This window comes from Pontixanthobacter gangjinensis (genome assembly GCF_009827545.1).
GTDB classification, from domain to species: Bacteria; Pseudomonadota; Alphaproteobacteria; order Sphingomonadales; family Sphingomonadaceae; genus Pontixanthobacter; species Pontixanthobacter gangjinensis.
Map to the genome: position 1 here is coordinate 2140063 of NZ_WTYS01000001.1, position 16487 is coordinate 2156549.

At 55.9% G+C, this 16487-nt stretch carries 21 protein-coding genes; 9 read left to right on the top strand and 12 right to left on the bottom strand.

Annotated features, from left to right (window positions below):
• Positions 1 to 332: 332 nt before the first annotated feature.
• Both GRI36_RS10125 and GRI36_RS10130 read right to left on the bottom strand, forming a co-directional pair.
• On the bottom strand, positions 333 to 1508 hold the full coding sequence (locus tag GRI36_RS10125) for a carboxynorspermidine decarboxylase (RefSeq protein ID WP_160598353.1): 1176 nt from the start codon (positions 1506 to 1508) through the stop codon (positions 333 to 335).
• 289 nt (positions 1509 to 1797) lie between these two features.
• Entirely contained in the window at positions 1798 to 3009 is a 1212-nt protein-coding gene (locus GRI36_RS10130; protein ID WP_160598354.1) for a saccharopine dehydrogenase family protein, read from the bottom strand.
• Positions 3010 to 3279: 270 nt separating this feature from the next.
• Here GRI36_RS10130 and GRI36_RS10135 point away from each other — a divergent pair, with 270 nt between their 5' ends.
• The 3 genes from GRI36_RS10135 (at position 3280) to GRI36_RS10145 (ending at position 5190) form a co-directional block, all read left to right on the top strand.
• Complete coding sequence (locus tag GRI36_RS10135; RefSeq protein ID WP_160599177.1) at positions 3280 to 4236, top strand: threonine ammonia-lyase; 957 nt, start codon at positions 3280 to 3282, stop codon at positions 4234 to 4236.
• A 61-nt stretch (positions 4237 to 4297) separates the two neighbouring features.
• Positions 4298 to 4744: an MAPEG family protein gene (locus tag GRI36_RS10140; RefSeq protein ID WP_160598355.1), complete on the top strand. Its 447-nt coding sequence runs from the start codon at positions 4298 to 4300 to the stop codon at positions 4742 to 4744.
• A complete protein-coding gene (locus GRI36_RS10145) occupies positions 4744 to 5190 on the top strand; it encodes an MAPEG family protein (protein WP_160598356.1) in 447 nt (148 codons plus the stop codon). Before GRI36_RS10140 ends, GRI36_RS10145 begins: the two co-directional genes overlap by 1 nt.
• A gap of 39 nt (positions 5191 to 5229) precedes the next feature.
• Here GRI36_RS10145 and trxB read toward each other — a convergent pair whose 3' ends face one another.
• The gene (gene trxB, locus GRI36_RS10150; RefSeq protein ID WP_160598357.1) at positions 5230 to 6204 is read right to left on the bottom strand and encodes a thioredoxin-disulfide reductase; all 975 of its coding nucleotides are present in this window, start codon (positions 6202 to 6204) and stop codon (positions 5230 to 5232) included.
• A 76-nt stretch (positions 6205 to 6280) separates the two neighbouring features.
• On the bottom strand, positions 6281 to 7060 hold the full coding sequence (locus tag GRI36_RS10155) for a tyrosine-protein phosphatase (protein ID WP_160598358.1): 780 nt from the start codon (positions 7058 to 7060) through the stop codon (positions 6281 to 6283).
• A 143-nt stretch (positions 7061 to 7203) separates the two neighbouring features.
• Between GRI36_RS10155 and GRI36_RS10160 the strand changes: the two genes are divergently transcribed.
• Positions 7204 to 7665 carry a response regulator gene (locus GRI36_RS10160; protein WP_160598359.1) on the top strand — a complete coding sequence of 154 codons (462 nt, stop codon included), beginning with the start codon at positions 7204 to 7206 and terminating at the stop codon, positions 7663 to 7665.
• A 155-nt stretch (positions 7666 to 7820) separates the two neighbouring features.
• Here GRI36_RS10160 and GRI36_RS10165 read toward each other — a convergent pair whose 3' ends face one another.
• Together GRI36_RS10165 and GRI36_RS10170 are read right to left on the bottom strand one after the other, a co-directional pair.
• The gene (locus GRI36_RS10165) at positions 7821 to 8117 is read right to left on the bottom strand and encodes a DUF411 domain-containing protein (protein ID WP_328598378.1); all 297 of its coding nucleotides are present in this window, start codon (positions 8115 to 8117) and stop codon (positions 7821 to 7823) included.
• A 343-nt stretch (positions 8118 to 8460) separates the two neighbouring features.
• On the bottom strand, positions 8461 to 8778 hold the full coding sequence (locus GRI36_RS10170; RefSeq protein ID WP_160598360.1) for a TraR/DksA family transcriptional regulator: 318 nt from the start codon (positions 8776 to 8778) through the stop codon (positions 8461 to 8463).
• Positions 8779 to 8997: 219 nt separating this feature from the next.
• Between GRI36_RS10170 and GRI36_RS10175 the strand changes: the two genes are divergently transcribed.
• Positions 8998 to 9816 carry a universal stress protein gene (locus tag GRI36_RS10175; RefSeq protein WP_160598361.1) on the top strand — a complete coding sequence of 273 codons (819 nt, stop codon included), beginning with the start codon at positions 8998 to 9000 and terminating at the stop codon, positions 9814 to 9816.
• 183 nt (positions 9817 to 9999) lie between these two features.
• On the opposite strand, the gene GRI36_RS10180 is transcribed toward GRI36_RS10175, so the two are convergent.
• The 6 genes from GRI36_RS10180 to GRI36_RS10200 all read right to left on the bottom strand — a co-directional run bounded on the left by GRI36_RS10180 (position 10000) and on the right by GRI36_RS10200 (position 12895).
• A complete protein-coding gene (locus tag GRI36_RS10180) occupies positions 10000 to 10284 on the bottom strand; it encodes a hypothetical protein (protein ID WP_160598362.1) in 285 nt (94 codons plus the stop codon).
• A 301-nt stretch (positions 10285 to 10585) separates the two neighbouring features.
• Positions 10586 to 10741 (bottom strand): hypothetical protein, encoded by a 156-nt coding sequence (locus GRI36_RS13745; protein WP_202392157.1) that lies wholly within the window; start codon positions 10739 to 10741, stop codon positions 10586 to 10588.
• Complete coding sequence (locus GRI36_RS14100) at positions 10738 to 10818, bottom strand: hypothetical protein (protein WP_202392257.1); 81 nt, start codon at positions 10816 to 10818, stop codon at positions 10738 to 10740. Before GRI36_RS14100 ends, GRI36_RS13745 begins: the two co-directional genes overlap by 4 nt.
• Positions 10819 to 10842: 24 nt before the next feature.
• Positions 10843 to 11076, bottom strand: coding sequence for a YeeE/YedE family protein (locus GRI36_RS10190; RefSeq protein WP_160598363.1), 234 nt, complete (start codon positions 11074 to 11076; stop codon positions 10843 to 10845).
• Between the two features lie 151 nt (positions 11077 to 11227).
• The gene (locus GRI36_RS10195; RefSeq protein WP_160598364.1) at positions 11228 to 12160 is read right to left on the bottom strand and encodes an MBL fold metallo-hydrolase; all 933 of its coding nucleotides are present in this window, start codon (positions 12158 to 12160) and stop codon (positions 11228 to 11230) included.
• A 315-nt stretch (positions 12161 to 12475) separates the two neighbouring features.
• On the bottom strand, positions 12476 to 12895 hold the full coding sequence (locus tag GRI36_RS10200; RefSeq protein ID WP_160598365.1) for a CBS domain-containing protein: 420 nt from the start codon (positions 12893 to 12895) through the stop codon (positions 12476 to 12478).
• Positions 12896 to 13068: 173 nt separating this feature from the next.
• Here GRI36_RS10200 and GRI36_RS10205 point away from each other — a divergent pair, with 173 nt between their 5' ends.
• From GRI36_RS10205 to GRI36_RS10220, 4 genes are all read left to right on the top strand, one after another.
• Positions 13069 to 13695, top strand: a complete 627-nt coding sequence (locus GRI36_RS10205; RefSeq protein WP_160598366.1) for a Crp/Fnr family transcriptional regulator — start codon at positions 13069 to 13071, stop codon at positions 13693 to 13695.
• 120 nt (positions 13696 to 13815) lie between these two features.
• On the top strand, positions 13816 to 15144 hold the full coding sequence (locus GRI36_RS10210; protein WP_160598367.1) for an erythromycin esterase family protein: 1329 nt from the start codon (positions 13816 to 13818) through the stop codon (positions 15142 to 15144).
• A 12-nt stretch (positions 15145 to 15156) separates the two neighbouring features.
• A complete protein-coding gene (locus GRI36_RS10215) occupies positions 15157 to 15813 on the top strand; it encodes a dienelactone hydrolase family protein (RefSeq protein WP_202392158.1) in 657 nt (218 codons plus the stop codon).
• The gene (locus GRI36_RS10220) at positions 15810 to 16484 is read left to right on the top strand and encodes a phosphoribosyltransferase (RefSeq protein WP_160598368.1); all 675 of its coding nucleotides are present in this window, start codon (positions 15810 to 15812) and stop codon (positions 16482 to 16484) included. Before GRI36_RS10215 ends, GRI36_RS10220 begins: the two co-directional genes overlap by 4 nt.
• The last annotated feature ends 3 nt before the right edge of the window (positions 16485 to 16487 follow it).

The window sequence follows — 16487 nt, forward strand, 5'->3', positions numbered from 1 at the left end:
AAGGTAACTAACGGTCAAGGCTGCCTTGCGGTTTATGGCCCCACCCTTTTTCGAGGGATCTTGGCAGTGAAGCGGGCCTATATATCGCAGGGCGGCAAATTCAACAAAAAACGTTGATAATGTATAATCTCAACGACCAAGACACCCCTGCGTTCCGGGACTAACGCCCGGAAGCAAATCTCGGGGGCCTGATCGACAGCGGCAATCAGGTTCAAGCCGCTCCATCGCCGTCCAAGATGATAGCCACCGATTGGAACAGATCATTGCACAATTTACAACACCGGCCGACCTCGCCAAATTTCTAAACGAGCTTGCTCGGGGCTATCCCGCCGCTAGCTAAGCCGGCTGCGAAAATCCTCATATCCGAAGCTCTTGACCAGCTCGAGCACATCGGTCTCGCTATCCCACAGATAAATGCTCGGCAATTGTACGCCATTGAATGTGTTGGTCTTGACCATCGAATAATGTGCCTGATCGAGGAAGGCGATGCGCTGGCCCGGTTGATTGGGAACAGGCAGTGAATAATCGCCGATCACGTCCCCTGCGAGGCATGACGGGCCGCCTAAACGGACCGGAGCCCCCTTCCCTTCGGCCTCATGCAGCATTGCTGGCCGATAGGGTGCCTCGATCACATCGGGCATGTGGCACGTTGCAGAAATATCGGTAATAGCGAGCGGCATTTCGTTGAAACCATTATCAAGAATGGTGCCGACTAGAATACCGGCATCGAGCGCCACAGCCTCACCCGGCTCCAGATAGATTTCGCAGCCAGTATCTTCCTTCGCATCGCGCAGAAATTCGATCAACTCATCACGCTCGTAATCGGCGCGGGTGATATGGTGCCCCCCACCCATATTGATCCATTTCAGCCGGTCAAAATAAGGCTCAATTACATCAAACACCTTATCCCAGGTCTGCTGCAACGGTTCGAAGGTTTGCTCACACAGATTATGGAAATGGATGCCGTCGACACCTTCCATATGCTCTTCGGTAAGCTGCTCGAGCGGGAAGCCGAGCCGCGAACCGGGGCTGGAGGGGTCGTAACGCGGCACTTCGCCAGTGGGCACTTGCGGATTGATCCGCAGGCCGACATCAAATCCACCGCCTTGTGACCGACCGTGTTCCAGAATCAGCGAAGCTCTGTGGTGCTGTTGCGGTGAATTGAAGATCACATGGTCTGAAAGGCGGCAAATTTCCTCCAATTCATCGGGCTTATATGCGGCACAATAGGTTGCAATCTCACCATCGTAGAATTCGGAAGCAAGCCGCGATTCCCACAAACCGGAGCTGCACACACCGTCGAGATACTCACCAATGATCGGCGCAACCGACCACATCGAAAACGCCTTCAGAGCAGCGAGAACCTTGATGTCCGCCGCATCGCGAATGTCGGCGAGTATTTGCAAGTTCGCGCGCAATTTTTGCGCGTCCACCACAAAAGCAGGGCTGTCGACGCGGCTAAGGTCGAATTGGGCAAATGCCCCGGGATCACCGGCTTTGGTTTCCATTAGGTCAATTTCACTATCAATTGGCGTTGCTCGTCGCAGAATTTGATTGCTTCTAGGTGGACATCGCGAGCGTCAGAACCACCATTCGCATTGCGCCAATCAGAGTCAACAAGAGGCATAAACAAGCAACCACTACTCACAAGCACTCAGCCTTGTGGCGACCTACGACAAGCAAAGAAAATTCAGAATCATTTTAGATATTCAGCTCATGGCGATATAATGCATAATCTCTGTCCCTTTGAGGTGATTTGCTGCGGCGACTGCGCTTTAATAGCCACCTCAAAGGCCATCAAAACCCAACCGGCGCATCCATCTCCACTACATTCCATGATAGGCCGTGTTCGTTCAGCATTTCCATGAAGGGATCGGGGTCCATCTGCTCCATGTTGAACACGCCGTTTCCTGCCCAAGTGCCTTGCAGCATCATCGCACTGCCGATCATCGCGGGAACGCCGGTGGTGTAACTTACGCCCTGATTTCCGGTTTCCTCATAAGCGGCCTCGTGGCTGCAGATGTTGTTGATGTAGAAAGTCTTCTCGCCTGACCCATCCAGTGCTTCGCCAGTCGCGATCACGCCGATATTGGTGTTACCTGTGGTCGTTTCCCCAAGTGTTTCGGGCTTGGGCAATACCGCAGCAAGGAATTGCAGCGGGATGATTTCCTTGCCTTGATATTTGATCGGCTCGATCCCGGTCATGCCGACATTTTGCAGCACGGTCAGATGTTTGATATATTCATCGCCAAAGGTCATCCAGAATCGCCCACGCTCCAGTTCGGGGATGAATTTGGAGAGGCTTTCCAGCTCCTCGTGATACATCATATACATGTTCTTGGGGCCGACCGCTTCGAAGTCGAACTCCACCTTCTTGCTTAGCGCCGGTGTCTCCACAAATGCACCATTTTCCCAGTGCCTCGCCGGGGCGGTCACTTCGCGAATGTTGATTTCGGGGTTGAAATTGGTCGCAAACGCTTGGCCGTGATCGCCGCCGTTGCAATCGAGAATGTCGAGCTGGCGGATGGTCTTGAGCTTGTGCTTCTTCAGCCACATGGTGAACACGCTGGTTACGCCCGGATCGAAACCCGAACCGAGCAGCGCCATCAGGCCCGCTTCTTTGAAACGGTCATGATAGGCCCATTGCCAGTGATATTCGAATTTCGCCTCGTCCTTCGGCTCGTAATTCGCCGTGTCGAGATAGCTCACGCCCGCTTCCAAGCAGGCATCCATGATCGGCAAGTCCTGATACGGCAGTGCAAGGTTGACGACGAGGCTGGGCTGGATTTTGCGGATCAGATTGACCATCGCGGGTACTTCTTCCGCGTCGATCTCATATGTCGCCACTTCCTGTCCGCAGCGGGTTTTAACACTCGCAGCAATCGCATCACATTTGCTCTTGGTTCTGCTGGCGAGATGAATGTCGGTGAAAATCTCCGAATTAAACGCCATTTTGTGAACGCAAACCGAGCTAACCCCGCCTGCACCGATTACCAGAACTGTCGCCATAATAACTCCATTGTCTTGTCGCGCCGCGCTGCATCAAGCGCGTATGCCTTGTTAACGCTCCACATAGTCGAATGCGCGCTGACCGCAATATGGTCCCACTTTATTCATTTCCTACGAATCAAAAACCATGCAGAAGCAGCGCATGACAAATGTTCTCCTTCCGTTGCCCCGCCCATCCCCTACGGCGCTCCATCCGGGCACCAGTTTGCTTAGCCCTGGACTGTGTTCCAGGTGTTCCACATCGCGGTTTTGTGCGGGTTTGCTGGCGAAATGAGCGAGCAACGCAAGCCAACTCACGAAGGTGTTCTATTGGCAGCGCAGAAGATTGCTTCAATCCTGCCGCCGACCCCGCTTTTACCCGTTTGGATCGGCGACGTGCGCTGCTGGGTAAAGGTGGAGAGCCTGCAACCGATTGGCGCCTTCAAGATCCGTGGCGGCTGGCACCGACTTAGCGCTCTGACCGAAGCAGAGCGCTCGCTTGGCATAGTCGCGGTATCAAGCGGGAACCACGCGCAAGGCGTCGCTTGGGCAGCGAAGCGGCTCGCCATCAAGGCTACAATCGTGATGCCCCGGGATGCACCCAAAGTGAAACTCGATGCGACCAGAGCGCTCGGTGCCGATATCGTTCTTTACGACCGCCCCGGCGAAGACCGCGACGCAGTAGCGGCCCGTATCATCGCGCGAACAGGCGCGATCTTGGTGCACGCCTTCGCCGATCCGTGGGTGATCGAGGGCCAAGGCAGCGCAGGCATCGAAGCCACCGCGCAACTGGGACGCCAGCCATCACGGCTGATCGTCTGTTGCGGCGGCGGCGGACTGACTGCGGGCCTCTCGCTGGCTTGCCCAGAAGCCGAAGTCGTTCCGGTGGAGCCAGTGGGCTGGGACATGGTGGGGCAAGCGCTCGAAAAAGGTGAAATTGTGAAAGCCGCCGCAGACGCACCGAAAACCATCTGTGATGCCCTGCAACCCACCGCGACCGGAGAAATTGTCTTGTCCGTTCTGCAAGGTCGCTCGCAACCGGGTGTTTCCGTGACCGACGCAGAAGTGCGGACTGCCCAACGCTTTGCATTCTCCCACTTGCAGCTCGTTCTTGAACCAGGGGGCGCAGCCGCGTTGGCGGCGGCGCTTGCGGGCAAGGTCACGCTGGACGAACACACCGTCATCTTGCTGACAGGCGGTAACACAGATGCGGCCAGCTTTGGCCATACAATTCAAATTGAAGACTAGTTGCAATTGACAATTTAACGGGCGCGCATCAGGGTCCGTGAAAATTTCAGGGAGGGAATTTATGCAAGCTCAAATGCTCGCACCAGCTGCTGTGCTGGTGCTTTGGTCCATCGTCATGTTATTCTGGATGGCTGGGACCAGGCTTCCGGCAATGAAGAAACTTGGCAGCAGCGTAAGTGAAAGCAAGCCGGGCGGACGGGGCCAAGATTTAGAAGGCGTAATCCCAGATAGCGTCCAATGGAAAGCGCATAATTACGCGCATTTGATGGAACAGCCGACCATCTTTTATCCTGCCGTAATCATTCTCGCAATGATGGGTGCAGGCTCGCTGGATGTGACGTTGGCTTGGGTCTATGTCGCACTTCGGATTGTCCACTCGATCTGGCAATCTACGGTCAATAAAGTGTCAGTCCGCTTCTTGATCTTCCTCGCATCTTCGCTTGCACTCACCATTCTTGCAGTTCGCGCGGTTATAGCCACTCTCTTTGCAAACCCGGGAGTATTGTGATGATCCAAGCCGATATTTTCCAGCCCGTCGTCGTGCTACTCGCCTGGACTATGGTGATGTGGGCGTGGATGTATGCGACACGCATTCCCGCAATGTCGAAGGCTCCGGAGATTGAAGACCCGGCAAAACTAGTCGGGACAACTGGCGCCAGCTTACGCGGAAAATTGCCCGATAGGGTCAATTGGAAGGCCGACAATTACAACCATCTGCATGAAGCACCGACGGTGTTCTATGCGGTTGCAATCGTGCTGGCTTTGGTCGGACAAGGCGACGGGATGAATGCCTTACTCGCATGGATTTATGTAGGACTGCGGATCATCCACTCACTCGTGCAAGTCACCGCGAATAGAGTCTTGGCAAGGTTTGTGTTGTTTGCCTTGTCAAGCCTAGTGCTAATCGCACTGATATTTCACGCGGCAATCACCGTTTTCGATATTCACTTTTAATGGTTAAGGAGCCTAGCTTAGCGCTGGGCTCCTCTCACCTTATTCAGCTGCCTCAGCAGTCTCTTTCTTCGCATAGTCCATTGTTGCCAAGAAACGTTCTGCGTCTAGCGCAGCCATACACCCCGTGCCCGCAGCGGTAACTGCCTGCCGGTAAGTGTGGTCCATAACATCGCCGCAGGCAAAGACTCCGGGAATTATGGTCTTTGGCGTACCCGGCTCGACTTCCAGATAACCGCCATCATCCATTGGCAATTTGCCTTTGAAAAGTTCGGTCGCAGGGGCGTGGCCAATTGCCACAAATGCACCATCGGCTTTGATAGTAGATTTCTCGCCAGTGACGGTATCGACCAGTTCAAGGTGGTCAAGCGCCCCCTTCTCGTTCGCAACAAAGGCAGAAACAGTCTTATTCCACAGGGGGGTAATTTTGTCAGAAGCAAACAGACGCTCCTGCAGAATTTTTTCCGACCGCAGTTCATCGCGGCGGTGGATCAAAGTAACATCATCCGAGTGATTGGTTAGATAGAGGGCTTCCTCGACTGCGGTGTTACCGCCGCCGATGACGACCACTTTCTTGCCGCGATAGAAGAAACCATCACAGGTCGCACAGGCAGACACACCCTTGCCGCCCAGTTCCTGCTCCCCCGGCGCACCCAGCCATTTGGCCTGAGCCCCGGTCGCGATGACTAGCGTTTCGCCAATATATTCATCTCCACTGTCGCCAATCGCACGGAAGGGAGAGCCGCCAGCGATATCGACTTCGACAATCGTGTCCCACATCATCCGCGTGCCAACATGCTCTGCTTGGGCCTGCATTTGCTCCATCAGCCACGGTCCCTGCACCACATCCTTAAAACCGGGGTAGTTCTCAACATCGGTTGTAATAGTCAGCTGTCCGCCAGGCTGCAGGCCCTGCACCACAATCGGCTCGAGCATAGCGCGTGCGCCATAAATCGCAGCAGAATATCCCGCTGGACCCGATCCGATAATCAGCATCTTGGTGTGATGGGTAGCCATAGTGTTTTTCCGTTTTGTGGTCGGACAGACTTGTCGCCTTACCGTCCATTGATAGTAGAATTAAGGTCTGAATTGGCTACGCTTCGATCAGATGCAAGCGCAAAGCCTCACGCTGTTTGTCATCAACCTCCAGCACATCGCGCAGGAACGCGTCGAGAGAACCATGCGCCTCTTCCACAGCTTTGCGCATCGCCAGTAAGTAGCTGGCATCAACGCCCATCAACACACGGATTGTGCTGTCACTGATATTGCCCCACTTTTCGCGCACCGCGCTAGCTCCTGCCTCGATCCGAGCATCAATGTTGCCAGCGGTATTTGTCAGCAAAAAATCCTCCATCGCGTCATCAGGATGCACGCCGAGCGCATGATGCAGCAATGCAACCGCCATGCCGGTGCGATCCTTGCCCGCCAGACAGTGGACAAGGGTAGCTCCATCGCCTTGAGCTAGTAACTCAAAATATCTCCGCATTATCCAAAGAACAGGTTCCCTGGTTGGCAGGCGCGAATACAGCCTCTCCATTTTCTTATGCACCGCTGCGTCATCCAGCGCGCCGCTCGCGGCCTCAACGTGAGGCGCCAAAGCAGCTGTCTCGCCATCATAGAATACAACGCTTGCGGAAAACGTATCAGCGCGACGGCACGGGTAGCTCGACCGCTCACTAGCCCCGCGCATATCGATAATATGCTTCAGTCTGAGCCTCTCAATCCCGGCGAGGTCAGCATCGGTAGCTTCCAAATGCTGGCCTGAACGGAAGAGTAGGCCCGATTTAACTCGCCCCCCACCCTCGACTGGGTAGCCGCCATAATCGCGGAAATTGTGGACACCATCTAACGGTATGACTCGGGATTTTTCCATGGTCAAAGCCAGTGCCATCCACAGGAGTGGGTGACAAGAACATTGGCGCTAACGCTGCGTGGTTATGCCTACCCCTTGCTTTACCGCCCATTGCCTCGCCCGCTCCTATCTAAAGAAACAGCCTTAATACAGGGAACTGATCGATGGCGCATATTCTAATTGCAGATGACGATGAACTGATCGCCGAACTGGCGTCCGATGTTCTGATTAACGCTGGCCATGCTTGCGGCTGGGTTACCGACGGTAATCAGGCTTTGAAACTGGTTGAATGGAAAAGGCCTGACTTGCTGCTGCTTGATCAGGATATGCCCGGCGTCACTGGGTCGACGGTGCTAAAAAGGCTTCGCAATTCATCCAAATTCTACGATTTGCCAGTCATCATGTTTACCGCAATGACCGGGGCAAGCGACGAACAACAGGCGCTCTATCACGGTGCGCAGGATTACATCCGCAAACCGTTCGACCCCAAATTCCTGATCTGGCGCGTCAATCAAGTACTCAAATCGCGCGTAGACCGGCCCAAGCATCTGGAACTCGATGAATGGATGCGGCGCAATCAAGGTATCGATAGGCAGGCAGTAGCAAGCGACAGATCGGTGCTTTGAAGTGCGAATTGATTGCTGCGCTGAAAATCAGCAAAATGGACGTTGAAGCGCGCCTCCAACACATTCGCCAAATATTTGATCTTTATCGAAGTCTATTGCTCGCAGAAAAGGGACTTGAACCCCACGACACACGGTCCTCTGATTGATGCGAGCGACTAAGGGTAGCTAGCAAAAACAGCAAAGCCTTTCGGACCAAAAGCGATCACTTGATATGGCTCGGTGCGGCCGCCCTGCTCCATGCCCGGCGAGCCAATCGGCATTCCCGGCACAGCTAAACCGCTTACGTCTGAGGGGCGTTCTTTGAGCAATTTAGCGATAGTTTCAGCAGGGACATGACCCTCGATAACGTACCCATCAATTACCATTGTATGACAAGAACGCAGCTGTTTGGGAACACCAAGCCGCTCTTTCACAGCCGACATATTTCCAACGTCCTGTGCAACTACGGACATCGGTAGAGCGCCCTCCAAATGCTCGCGCCATGCAAGGCAGCAACCGCAATTAACATCTCGGTACATTGTGTGCACGGCCGACTGGGCTGTGGGCGCGCACGCAACCAACGCCAAGAGAAACGATCCGACCAAGCCTGCATTGCGGAGTTTCAGAGATAATTTGGCGATCACATAAGCCTCCAATGATCGGTGAATTGAACATACGCTATACCGTCGTATCTCCCGCACGATCAAGGTAAGAACCTTGTTCGATTAAAGCTGACGTTATCGTCCACTCTGGAATAACAAGCGCAATGTAACACCATCCGAGGACGCCCTACCGAAAACGTCCACCAAGTCGGGATTAACGGGCGCAGTCGATGCAGCGTGTGGCTATCGGTCGGATCTTAAGCCGCTCGACACCGATATCCTTGCCGCATTTCGCGCAAGTCCCGTAGGTTCCGCTTTCGATGCGAGCTAGAGCCAACCGGATCTGCCGGATTTCCGCTCGCAAGGTTTCTTCGACGCCTTCCAAAGCCTCGTCATCGGCAAGATCCACCGCTTGTTCGCTCCAATCTGGATCTAGCGGATGCCTGAGGTCATCTTCGATCATCTGCGCGCGCGCGACCAAATCCTTTAGCCTAGCTTTGAGAGTCTCGGACAAGTCGGCATTATTGTTCATCGAACTTTCCCTTTCGTGCGAGACCCGATTCTGAGACCGCTCAAACATCTGTTAAAATCGGTAGACCCTTTCCATAGGGGCAGGCCGCGCGCATCGATCCACGCCTCAGCTACTACCTAAGTAAGCATCGCACCTTACGGCAATTTACGTAGTTGCGATTTCGCTGAGGCAACTATTCAAGCCTTGTGTTCTGACAGCGGTAAAAGCGAGATGGTGATCATGCGTAGAATACTCCTACACATCTACGACGATGAATGCTTCGAAGCGAGACTTCAGGTTGCACTTGACATTTCTCGGCGATTCAGCGGGCACCTCACCTGCATTCAGGCTGTACCGTATGACTATGGTGTGCCGAATGATTTCTATGGCACGATGGCCGCGCAAATGATCGTAGACTACGAACGGATCGCGAAGAAAGCCAAGGAGCAAATTGAGGCTCGCTTGGCCAAAGAAGATGTACCGTGGAACTGGATCAAGGGCAGAGGCTCGGCGGCACTTGCGATCGCACATTACGCCCCTCTCCATGACTTGGTCGTTGTCGGTGCGCTCAACCCCGACGGAAAAGCGACCTCGCCCTCCCGCCTTGTGAGTGAGCTCCTCGAAAGAGTGCGGGCACCGATCCTGGTCGTGCCGAAAAGTCTCCGTTCGTTTGATTTGGATGGACCAGCGGCCGTCGCTTGGAACAATTCGGCCGAAAGCGCGCATGCGTTGCGCGCAGCTATGCCTGTGCTGAAGTTGGCCAGCTCTGTCCATGTATTGACTATCAGGGAGAAGAAGGAAGCTGGGCGCTTCGACTTGCCTTCCACCAAGGCGTCGGAGTACTTGGCCGATGACGGTATCAAGAGCGAATTGACCGAGTTGCCAGAAGACGAATCGGCGTCAATTGCTGAAATATTGCTCGAAGCCGCCCAGGCACGTCAGGCCGGTTACATCGTCATGGGAGCCTACGGCCACTCCCGCTTCAGGGAGAGAGTGCTCGGCGGTGTTACTCATGACATGCTGAAGGACCCTGCAATTCCTCTCCTGCTGTCGCATTGATAGTATGCGTGTTGGCAAGGGCCTAGGAGATACACTTGTTTCTTTGAGGTCGGTTCCGCAAACAGCATGATGATGACTGCGACAGGACAGAAGGCGCGCTTCTAGCAATCGCTTCTCACTATTTTGAAAATTCACTAATCCTGCCTCGACGCGATCTGCTGCGTCTTTGCGACACGCAAAAGCTCATTCTGCTTCCACTGGCTCAGCATCGACTGGCGCTGCTTCAGCCGGTGTATTGGTCATTCGCGCCTCCGGTAGATTGACTTCAACACCACCCTCGGGCCGGGAAGTCCACTCGGATGATGGCGGAGTAGTCTCGACTTCGACGTCCGCGTTTTGTCCTTGGCTCTGAACCCAGAGATAAAAGGCTCCTGCAAACAGAATGACCAGACCCGCAACGATCCAGCCACTTCCTGACTTCCTGGATCCTCGTTCATCCGCTCCCATCGCACTTCCTTTCTCGCACATATAATAACTCCAGAGCGAAATAAGTCCGCTCAAACGCCTTCGAAATAGGTATTTTTCCTTAGATCGCGCGCGGAGCGTCTCACTCGATCCTCCCAATCTGCTCATGACAATTATAAGTGTATGCCACGAATTGCGCTGGGTAAGAGAGAAGCGATGCTCTTCCCAAACAGGTCCCCGTCAGTCGCCGCACTGGATAATGCCGCAGCCTGCGATAAAAAGACCTGCCCATTCAGTTTCTCGAGGAGATGGCTCCGCCCGAGTAAGTCCGGGATCAGCCCCCTGACCTCCGATTGGTGCAAACCTACGCCGGTATCCAAGAGACGATGATTGTCGCAGGCAGGCTGCCGATGGACAGACTGAAGAGCAGGGGTGTCAGAAACAATCCCGCAAGCGCAATCCCTACCGCAGTGGTGGCGTCTGCCGCTGGCCCCTCCGCTCCAGCATCGAATTTGATCACAGACCGGGCCAGCCCGTAAGCAGCGCATATGTCAGGCTCTGCGGGATGAGCATGATGGTCACAATAACGGCCGTCATCAGATCATTTGTGAAAACTGAGCCTTATTCGAGTATGGGAAAAAGCGGGCCAGCAATGCAATGTTTTCTTACGCCGCAAACGCCGTGACCGCTGGTGCAACCGCTTCCCAAGCGCGTTTCAATGCCGACTAGCAATCTAACCAAAAGCATCACTGGCGGGCTGGCAAAGCTCACTTCAAGACCTCCAGAAGCCAACCCAACGACCATTGCGCCCAGCGGCAAGCCGACGAGAAAGATCCCGGCACTGGATTTGGACATACTGGAGTCGCTGAAACCCGTTGCGCGCGCGGTTATCCCAGACAACCCTGTGATACCTCCAGCATCCAAAAGCATCAGGGCGGCGACAAGGCTGATAAGGCCCCTCCGACCAGACCGGAAACTGGCGCTGCGTTTGGGAAATCGGACGGGCTCATACTGCGTCCACCGGCAGCTTGAGGTAGGTCATTCCATTGTCGTCGGGAGGCGGCAAATGCCCGGCGCGCATATTGACCTGCACCGATGGGAGGATCAGCCGCGGCATGTCCAGCATCGCATCGCGCGCCTCGCGCATCCTCACGAACTCCTCTTCGGCAACGCCGTCATGGGCATGAATATTGCTCTGGCGCTGGACTGCGACCGTCGTTTCCCAGGCATAATGCTGGCGCCCCTTCGGCAAATAGTCGTGGCACATGAAAAGCCGGGTCTGTGGCGGGAGGGCGAGAATGCGTTTTAGCGACCGGTACAACAGCCTTGCATCACCGCCGGGGAAGTCCGCCCTCGCCGTGCCGTAGTCTGGCATAAACATTGTGTCCCCGACAAACACCGATTCTCCGATCACATATGCGATGCAGGCTGGGGTATGTCCCGGCACGTGGAGAACGGTCACTGGCACCTCGCCAAGACCGAAGGTTTCGCCGTCGCGCAAGAGGACATCAAACTGCGATCCGTCCATCCGGAAATCGGGCTCCGCGTTGAACAGCTTGCCAAACACCTGCTGCACCGTCGTAATATGTTCGCCGATAGCCAGCTTTCCGCCAAGTTCGGCCTTGAAATAGGGTGCTGCCGATAGATGGTCGGCATGTGCATGGGTTTCCAGCAACCACGCCACTTCCAAAGCTTCCGACCTGATGAAATCGATAACGCGATCCGCAGAAGTATGTGAAGTGCGGCCGGAACTTGGATCAAAGTCCAGCACCGGATCGACGACCGCCGCCGTCTTGCTTGCCGCATCCCAGACCACATAGGTCACGGTGAAGGTCGCCTCGTCGAAAAAGCCTCGTACCTGGGGGCGGTAGGCATCATTGGTCAATGCTAGGGCTACCTGCTCTTGAGCAGCTATTAACGTCGGGTCACTATTGCCCATAAATCTCTCCGACCTCCTCAGGATGCACTTAATCGTCTTTCGACAGGCAAAATCGGAAGCTAGAGCCGCTGCTTCTCTTGCGGGAATACGCAATTATCCGCAATGTCAGGACAGCAATCGCGATCACCTAAGGTCGATAATGATGCATGGGAAACAAGTCGGCCCGCGGCAAACCCTTGCTGAATTCATTGCCTTCCAGCAATGTCATGCCAAGTTCGCCGCGAGCCTATGCGAATGGATCACTGTTCGCTTTCGCTAACTCCCCATTCGACGAAATCTATTTGGCACGGGAAGTATGTAGTGACTTGACGGTCATCAAGCGTGATGTGCGGAAACCGCCTGCATCGTCTCGTTGCAAAGCGCGGGTGAGGACGCGGCCGCCAAATCCCCGATGCTTAGCATCCCAACCATCCGGCGAGCCTCGCTAATGACCGGAAGCCGCCTCACCTTGTGCTTTTCCATAAGATGAGCTGCCTGCTCCAAATCAGCCTCCTCGCTACAGAACAGGATTGGTTCGGACATAACGTCACGCGCGGTCAGGTGGATCGGATCGCGTGCCTCGTCAAAACCACGGACGACGACATCGCGATCAGTTACCATTCCGATCAGCTTGTCGTTCTCTCCGACTGGTAAGGCCCCCACATCCTGCTCACGCATGATCTTGGCAATATCGGGCAATTGCATGTCGGGTGCTATCCAGACCGCATTCTCGTGCATTGCATCGCGTACTTTCATCTTGGCCTCCTATGTTAAGTGGAACTCCATCTTCACATTTATCACGAGACAACGATTGGTGATGGTCAAGTTGGCCGCAAGAGATGCCCTAAGTAGGTTTACCGATGCCCGTCCGTGCACCCTGCCCGTAGCGCTTGGAGTTCACCAATCAGGAGCCGCGCGAGCTGATGCAAATGTTGAAGCACAACCTGTTCGAACAACGAACCATCGGAATGCCTGCATCATGCGGAGAAACCCTTTTTCTTGAAGGCGAGCCCTGCGATGAAGTCTTCGAGATCAGGAAAGGCATGGCCCGCGCGGTCTCCATGTCACGCGAGGGGGAGCGGCAAATCCTTGCATTTTTCTTTCCCGGGGATTTCATTGGTCTTCCCCTTTCGCGGCACCACAGATATTCGGTCGAGGCTGTGACCGACCTCGTCCACGTTAGGCATTCAACCCAAAGATGGCAGGAATCGCTAGCGCGAACCTGCCAGGAAGATTCCTCCATGCTGAAGTCGGTGTGGCGGGAAGAGAAAGCCTTCATCGAGCGCGGACTGATCCTTGGCCGCGTAGGTGCTCTGGCCCGGCTGTCCGCCTTCCTCATCGTGCTGTCGAAACACTTGCCGACGGAACATGGTCTTTGCGCTCTCGAGCTTCCGCAGACCGACATTGCATCCTACCTTGCGGCTTCACCGGAAACGGTCTGCCGCGGCCTCAAACGCCTGCGCGAGATGCAGATCATCGCCATGCCGCGAAGAGACCGTTTCGCAATCCAGTATCCGGCACGGCTCGAACTGCTCGCAGAAGGCATTTTGGCATGACGAACGCGCCCCTCGCGGAAAATTACGTATAGCGACCGGCTAGGTCACTTCGCCATTCTCCAACCCGAGAAGGCATCGTCGTACCATCACAAAGCACGGTGCGAAACAGTACGAGGTGTTATGACGATTCACCAACCAAATCTGGCGGCACGATCAGACGTCGCGGCAGAATTGCGTGCGCGAGCGGAACGCTTGGTCACGCCCGATAGTCCGAATTTCGCGGTGCCTTTCGACCGCTATGGCGACGCGCGGCTCGTCCTGCTTGGAGAGGCAACACATGGCACGCACGAGTTCTACACCGCCCGTGCCGCAATCTCGCGCCGGCTGATCGAACGCCACGGTTTCAACATCATCGCCTTGGAGGGCGACTGGCCCGATATCGCCCGGCTCGACGACTACGTGCGACACCGCGGCCCCCGCCCACGTCTGGGCGAACCTTTCGTTCGCTTCCCAACCTGGATGTGGCGAAATGAAGAAATGCTCGGCTTCGTCGACTGGTTGCGCGACCACAACAATCGGCTGCCAGAAGAGGAGCGAGTCAGCCTACGTGGTCTGGATGTTTACAGTCTGAGCGAATCGATCCACGCCGTCATCGAATATCTCGATAGCCACGACCCCCGGGCAGCAGAAAGAGCCCGTCGACGTTACGGCTGTATCACGCCATGGCAGGACGAGCCGCAACTCTATGGACATGCCGTCGAGCGCGGCCGTCAGACGGCCAGTTGCGAGGATGCGGTGGTTGAGCAATTGCGGGACCTCCTCGCCCGTCGGGTGGATTGGGCGACGCAGGATGGCGAGGCATTCTTCGATGCGGAGCGCAACGCGCGGATCGTGCGCGCTGCCGAGCAATACTACCGTTCGATTTATCGCGGGGCTGCAGAAAGCTGGAACCTGCGTGACCGCCACATGTTCGAAACCCTCCAAACCTTGATGGCCCATCACGAGAATTCACGCGCTATCGTCTGGGCTCACAATTCTCATGTCGGCAATGCGGCCGCAACGGCGATGGGCTGGCGCGGAGAATTCAACATCGGTGAACTTGTGCGCACCGCCTATGGCGAGGATGCAGTACTTGTCGGCTTCGGGACCGATCGCGGCAGTGTCGCCGCCGCAGCAGACTGGGGAGCCGCCATGCAGGTCATGGATCTGCGCCCCGCCCGGTCGGACAGCTGGGAAGCGGCCTTCCGCGACGTTGGTGAAATGCGTTGTCTGGTTGACTGGCGTCGATCCGAAGACCGCGATCTAAGAGAAGCACTCTCTCAGGTCTTTCTAGAGCGCGCTGTAGGCGTCGTCTATCGGCCCGAGACCGAGCTCCTGAGCCACTATTTCCAATCTGCACTGGGCGAACAATTCGATGCCTTCGTATGGTTCGAGGAAACACGCGCGGTGACGCCGCTGGGTGCCGAACGACCCGATGGCGTACCTGAAACCTGGCCCTACGGCCTCTAACGGAGTTGAAAGATGGAGAATTCTGTTCTGGATTTTCACGAAGTTGTGCTGCCTGGTGATCCGCCGCTCCACGCTCTTCTAGGCGTACCGGTCGACGCGATGGGGCTCGTAATATTTGCGCATGGCAGCGGCAGCGGCAGATTGAGCCCGCGCAACGGCTATGTTGCGCAGCGCATGCGCGACATAGGGCTGGGAACCCTTTTGCTGGACCTGCTGTCGCCAGCTGAAGAAGTCGATCGCCGCAATGTTTTCGACATACCTTTGCTCGCCTCGCGGCTCGCCCGCGCAACCGATTGGGCGTCGGAATTAGAAGAAACGCGTGGATTGAAACCCGGCTACTTCGGTTCGAGTACAGGGGCTGGCGCAGCCCTGCGCGCCGCTGCGGGAGATGACCGTATCGCCGCCGTGGTATCGCGTGGCGGTCGTCCCGACCTCGCTGGCAAACCCGCACTGGCGGCTGTTGCCGCACCAACACTTTTCATCGTCGGTTCGCGCGACAATCAGGTTATCGAGCTCAACAAATTCGCGGCCTCTTCGCTACACTGTCCCCATGAGCTCGTGATTGTTCCTGGAGCCGGACACCTGTTCGAGGAACCAGGGACGCTCGACCGGGTTGTGGAGCTCGCCTGCGACTGGTTTCAGTTAAATTTTGAGGGTGCTACACCATGAGAAGTTCCTGGGCCTTCCGAGATCGGACCGAGGCCGGGCAAGCGCTGGCGGAGCGCTTGCAGGAGATGAGCCTGACCAACCCTGTAGTGCTCGCCCTCCCGCGCGGAGGGGTGCCAGTAGGCTATGAAGTCGCCAGAGCGCTGGCGGCGCCACTTGATGTCATCCTTGTCAGGAAAATCGGTGCACCTGGGCACGAGGAGTTCGGTATCGGTGCTGTCGTTGACGGTGCCGCGCCGCAGACGGTGATCGACGAAGCGGCAGCCCAAATGGCGGGAGCAACCCCCGATTACATACAGCGCAAGGTTGCAGAAGAGCTTGCTCTCATCGAACGCCGGCGGACCGCCTATCGGACAGGACCTCCCGTTTCCGTGACGGGGCGAACCGCTATCCTCGTTGACGATGGCATCGCCACCGGTAATACCGCCCAGGTGGCGCTTCAGGCGCTCGCAGGCACCTCTCCAACACGGGTAGTACTCGCCGTTCCGGTCGCCCCGCGCGACACTTTAACCCGCCTGGGTGCCATGTGCGACGACATTGTCTGCCTCGCCGTTCCGGACCCGTTTCATGCAGTCGGCGCGCATTACCGCGATTTCGGCCAGACCAGCGACGCGGAGGTTATCCGCCTGCTCCAATTGGCACGTGATGATATGGCAAGCGCAACCCGACCCTAGACG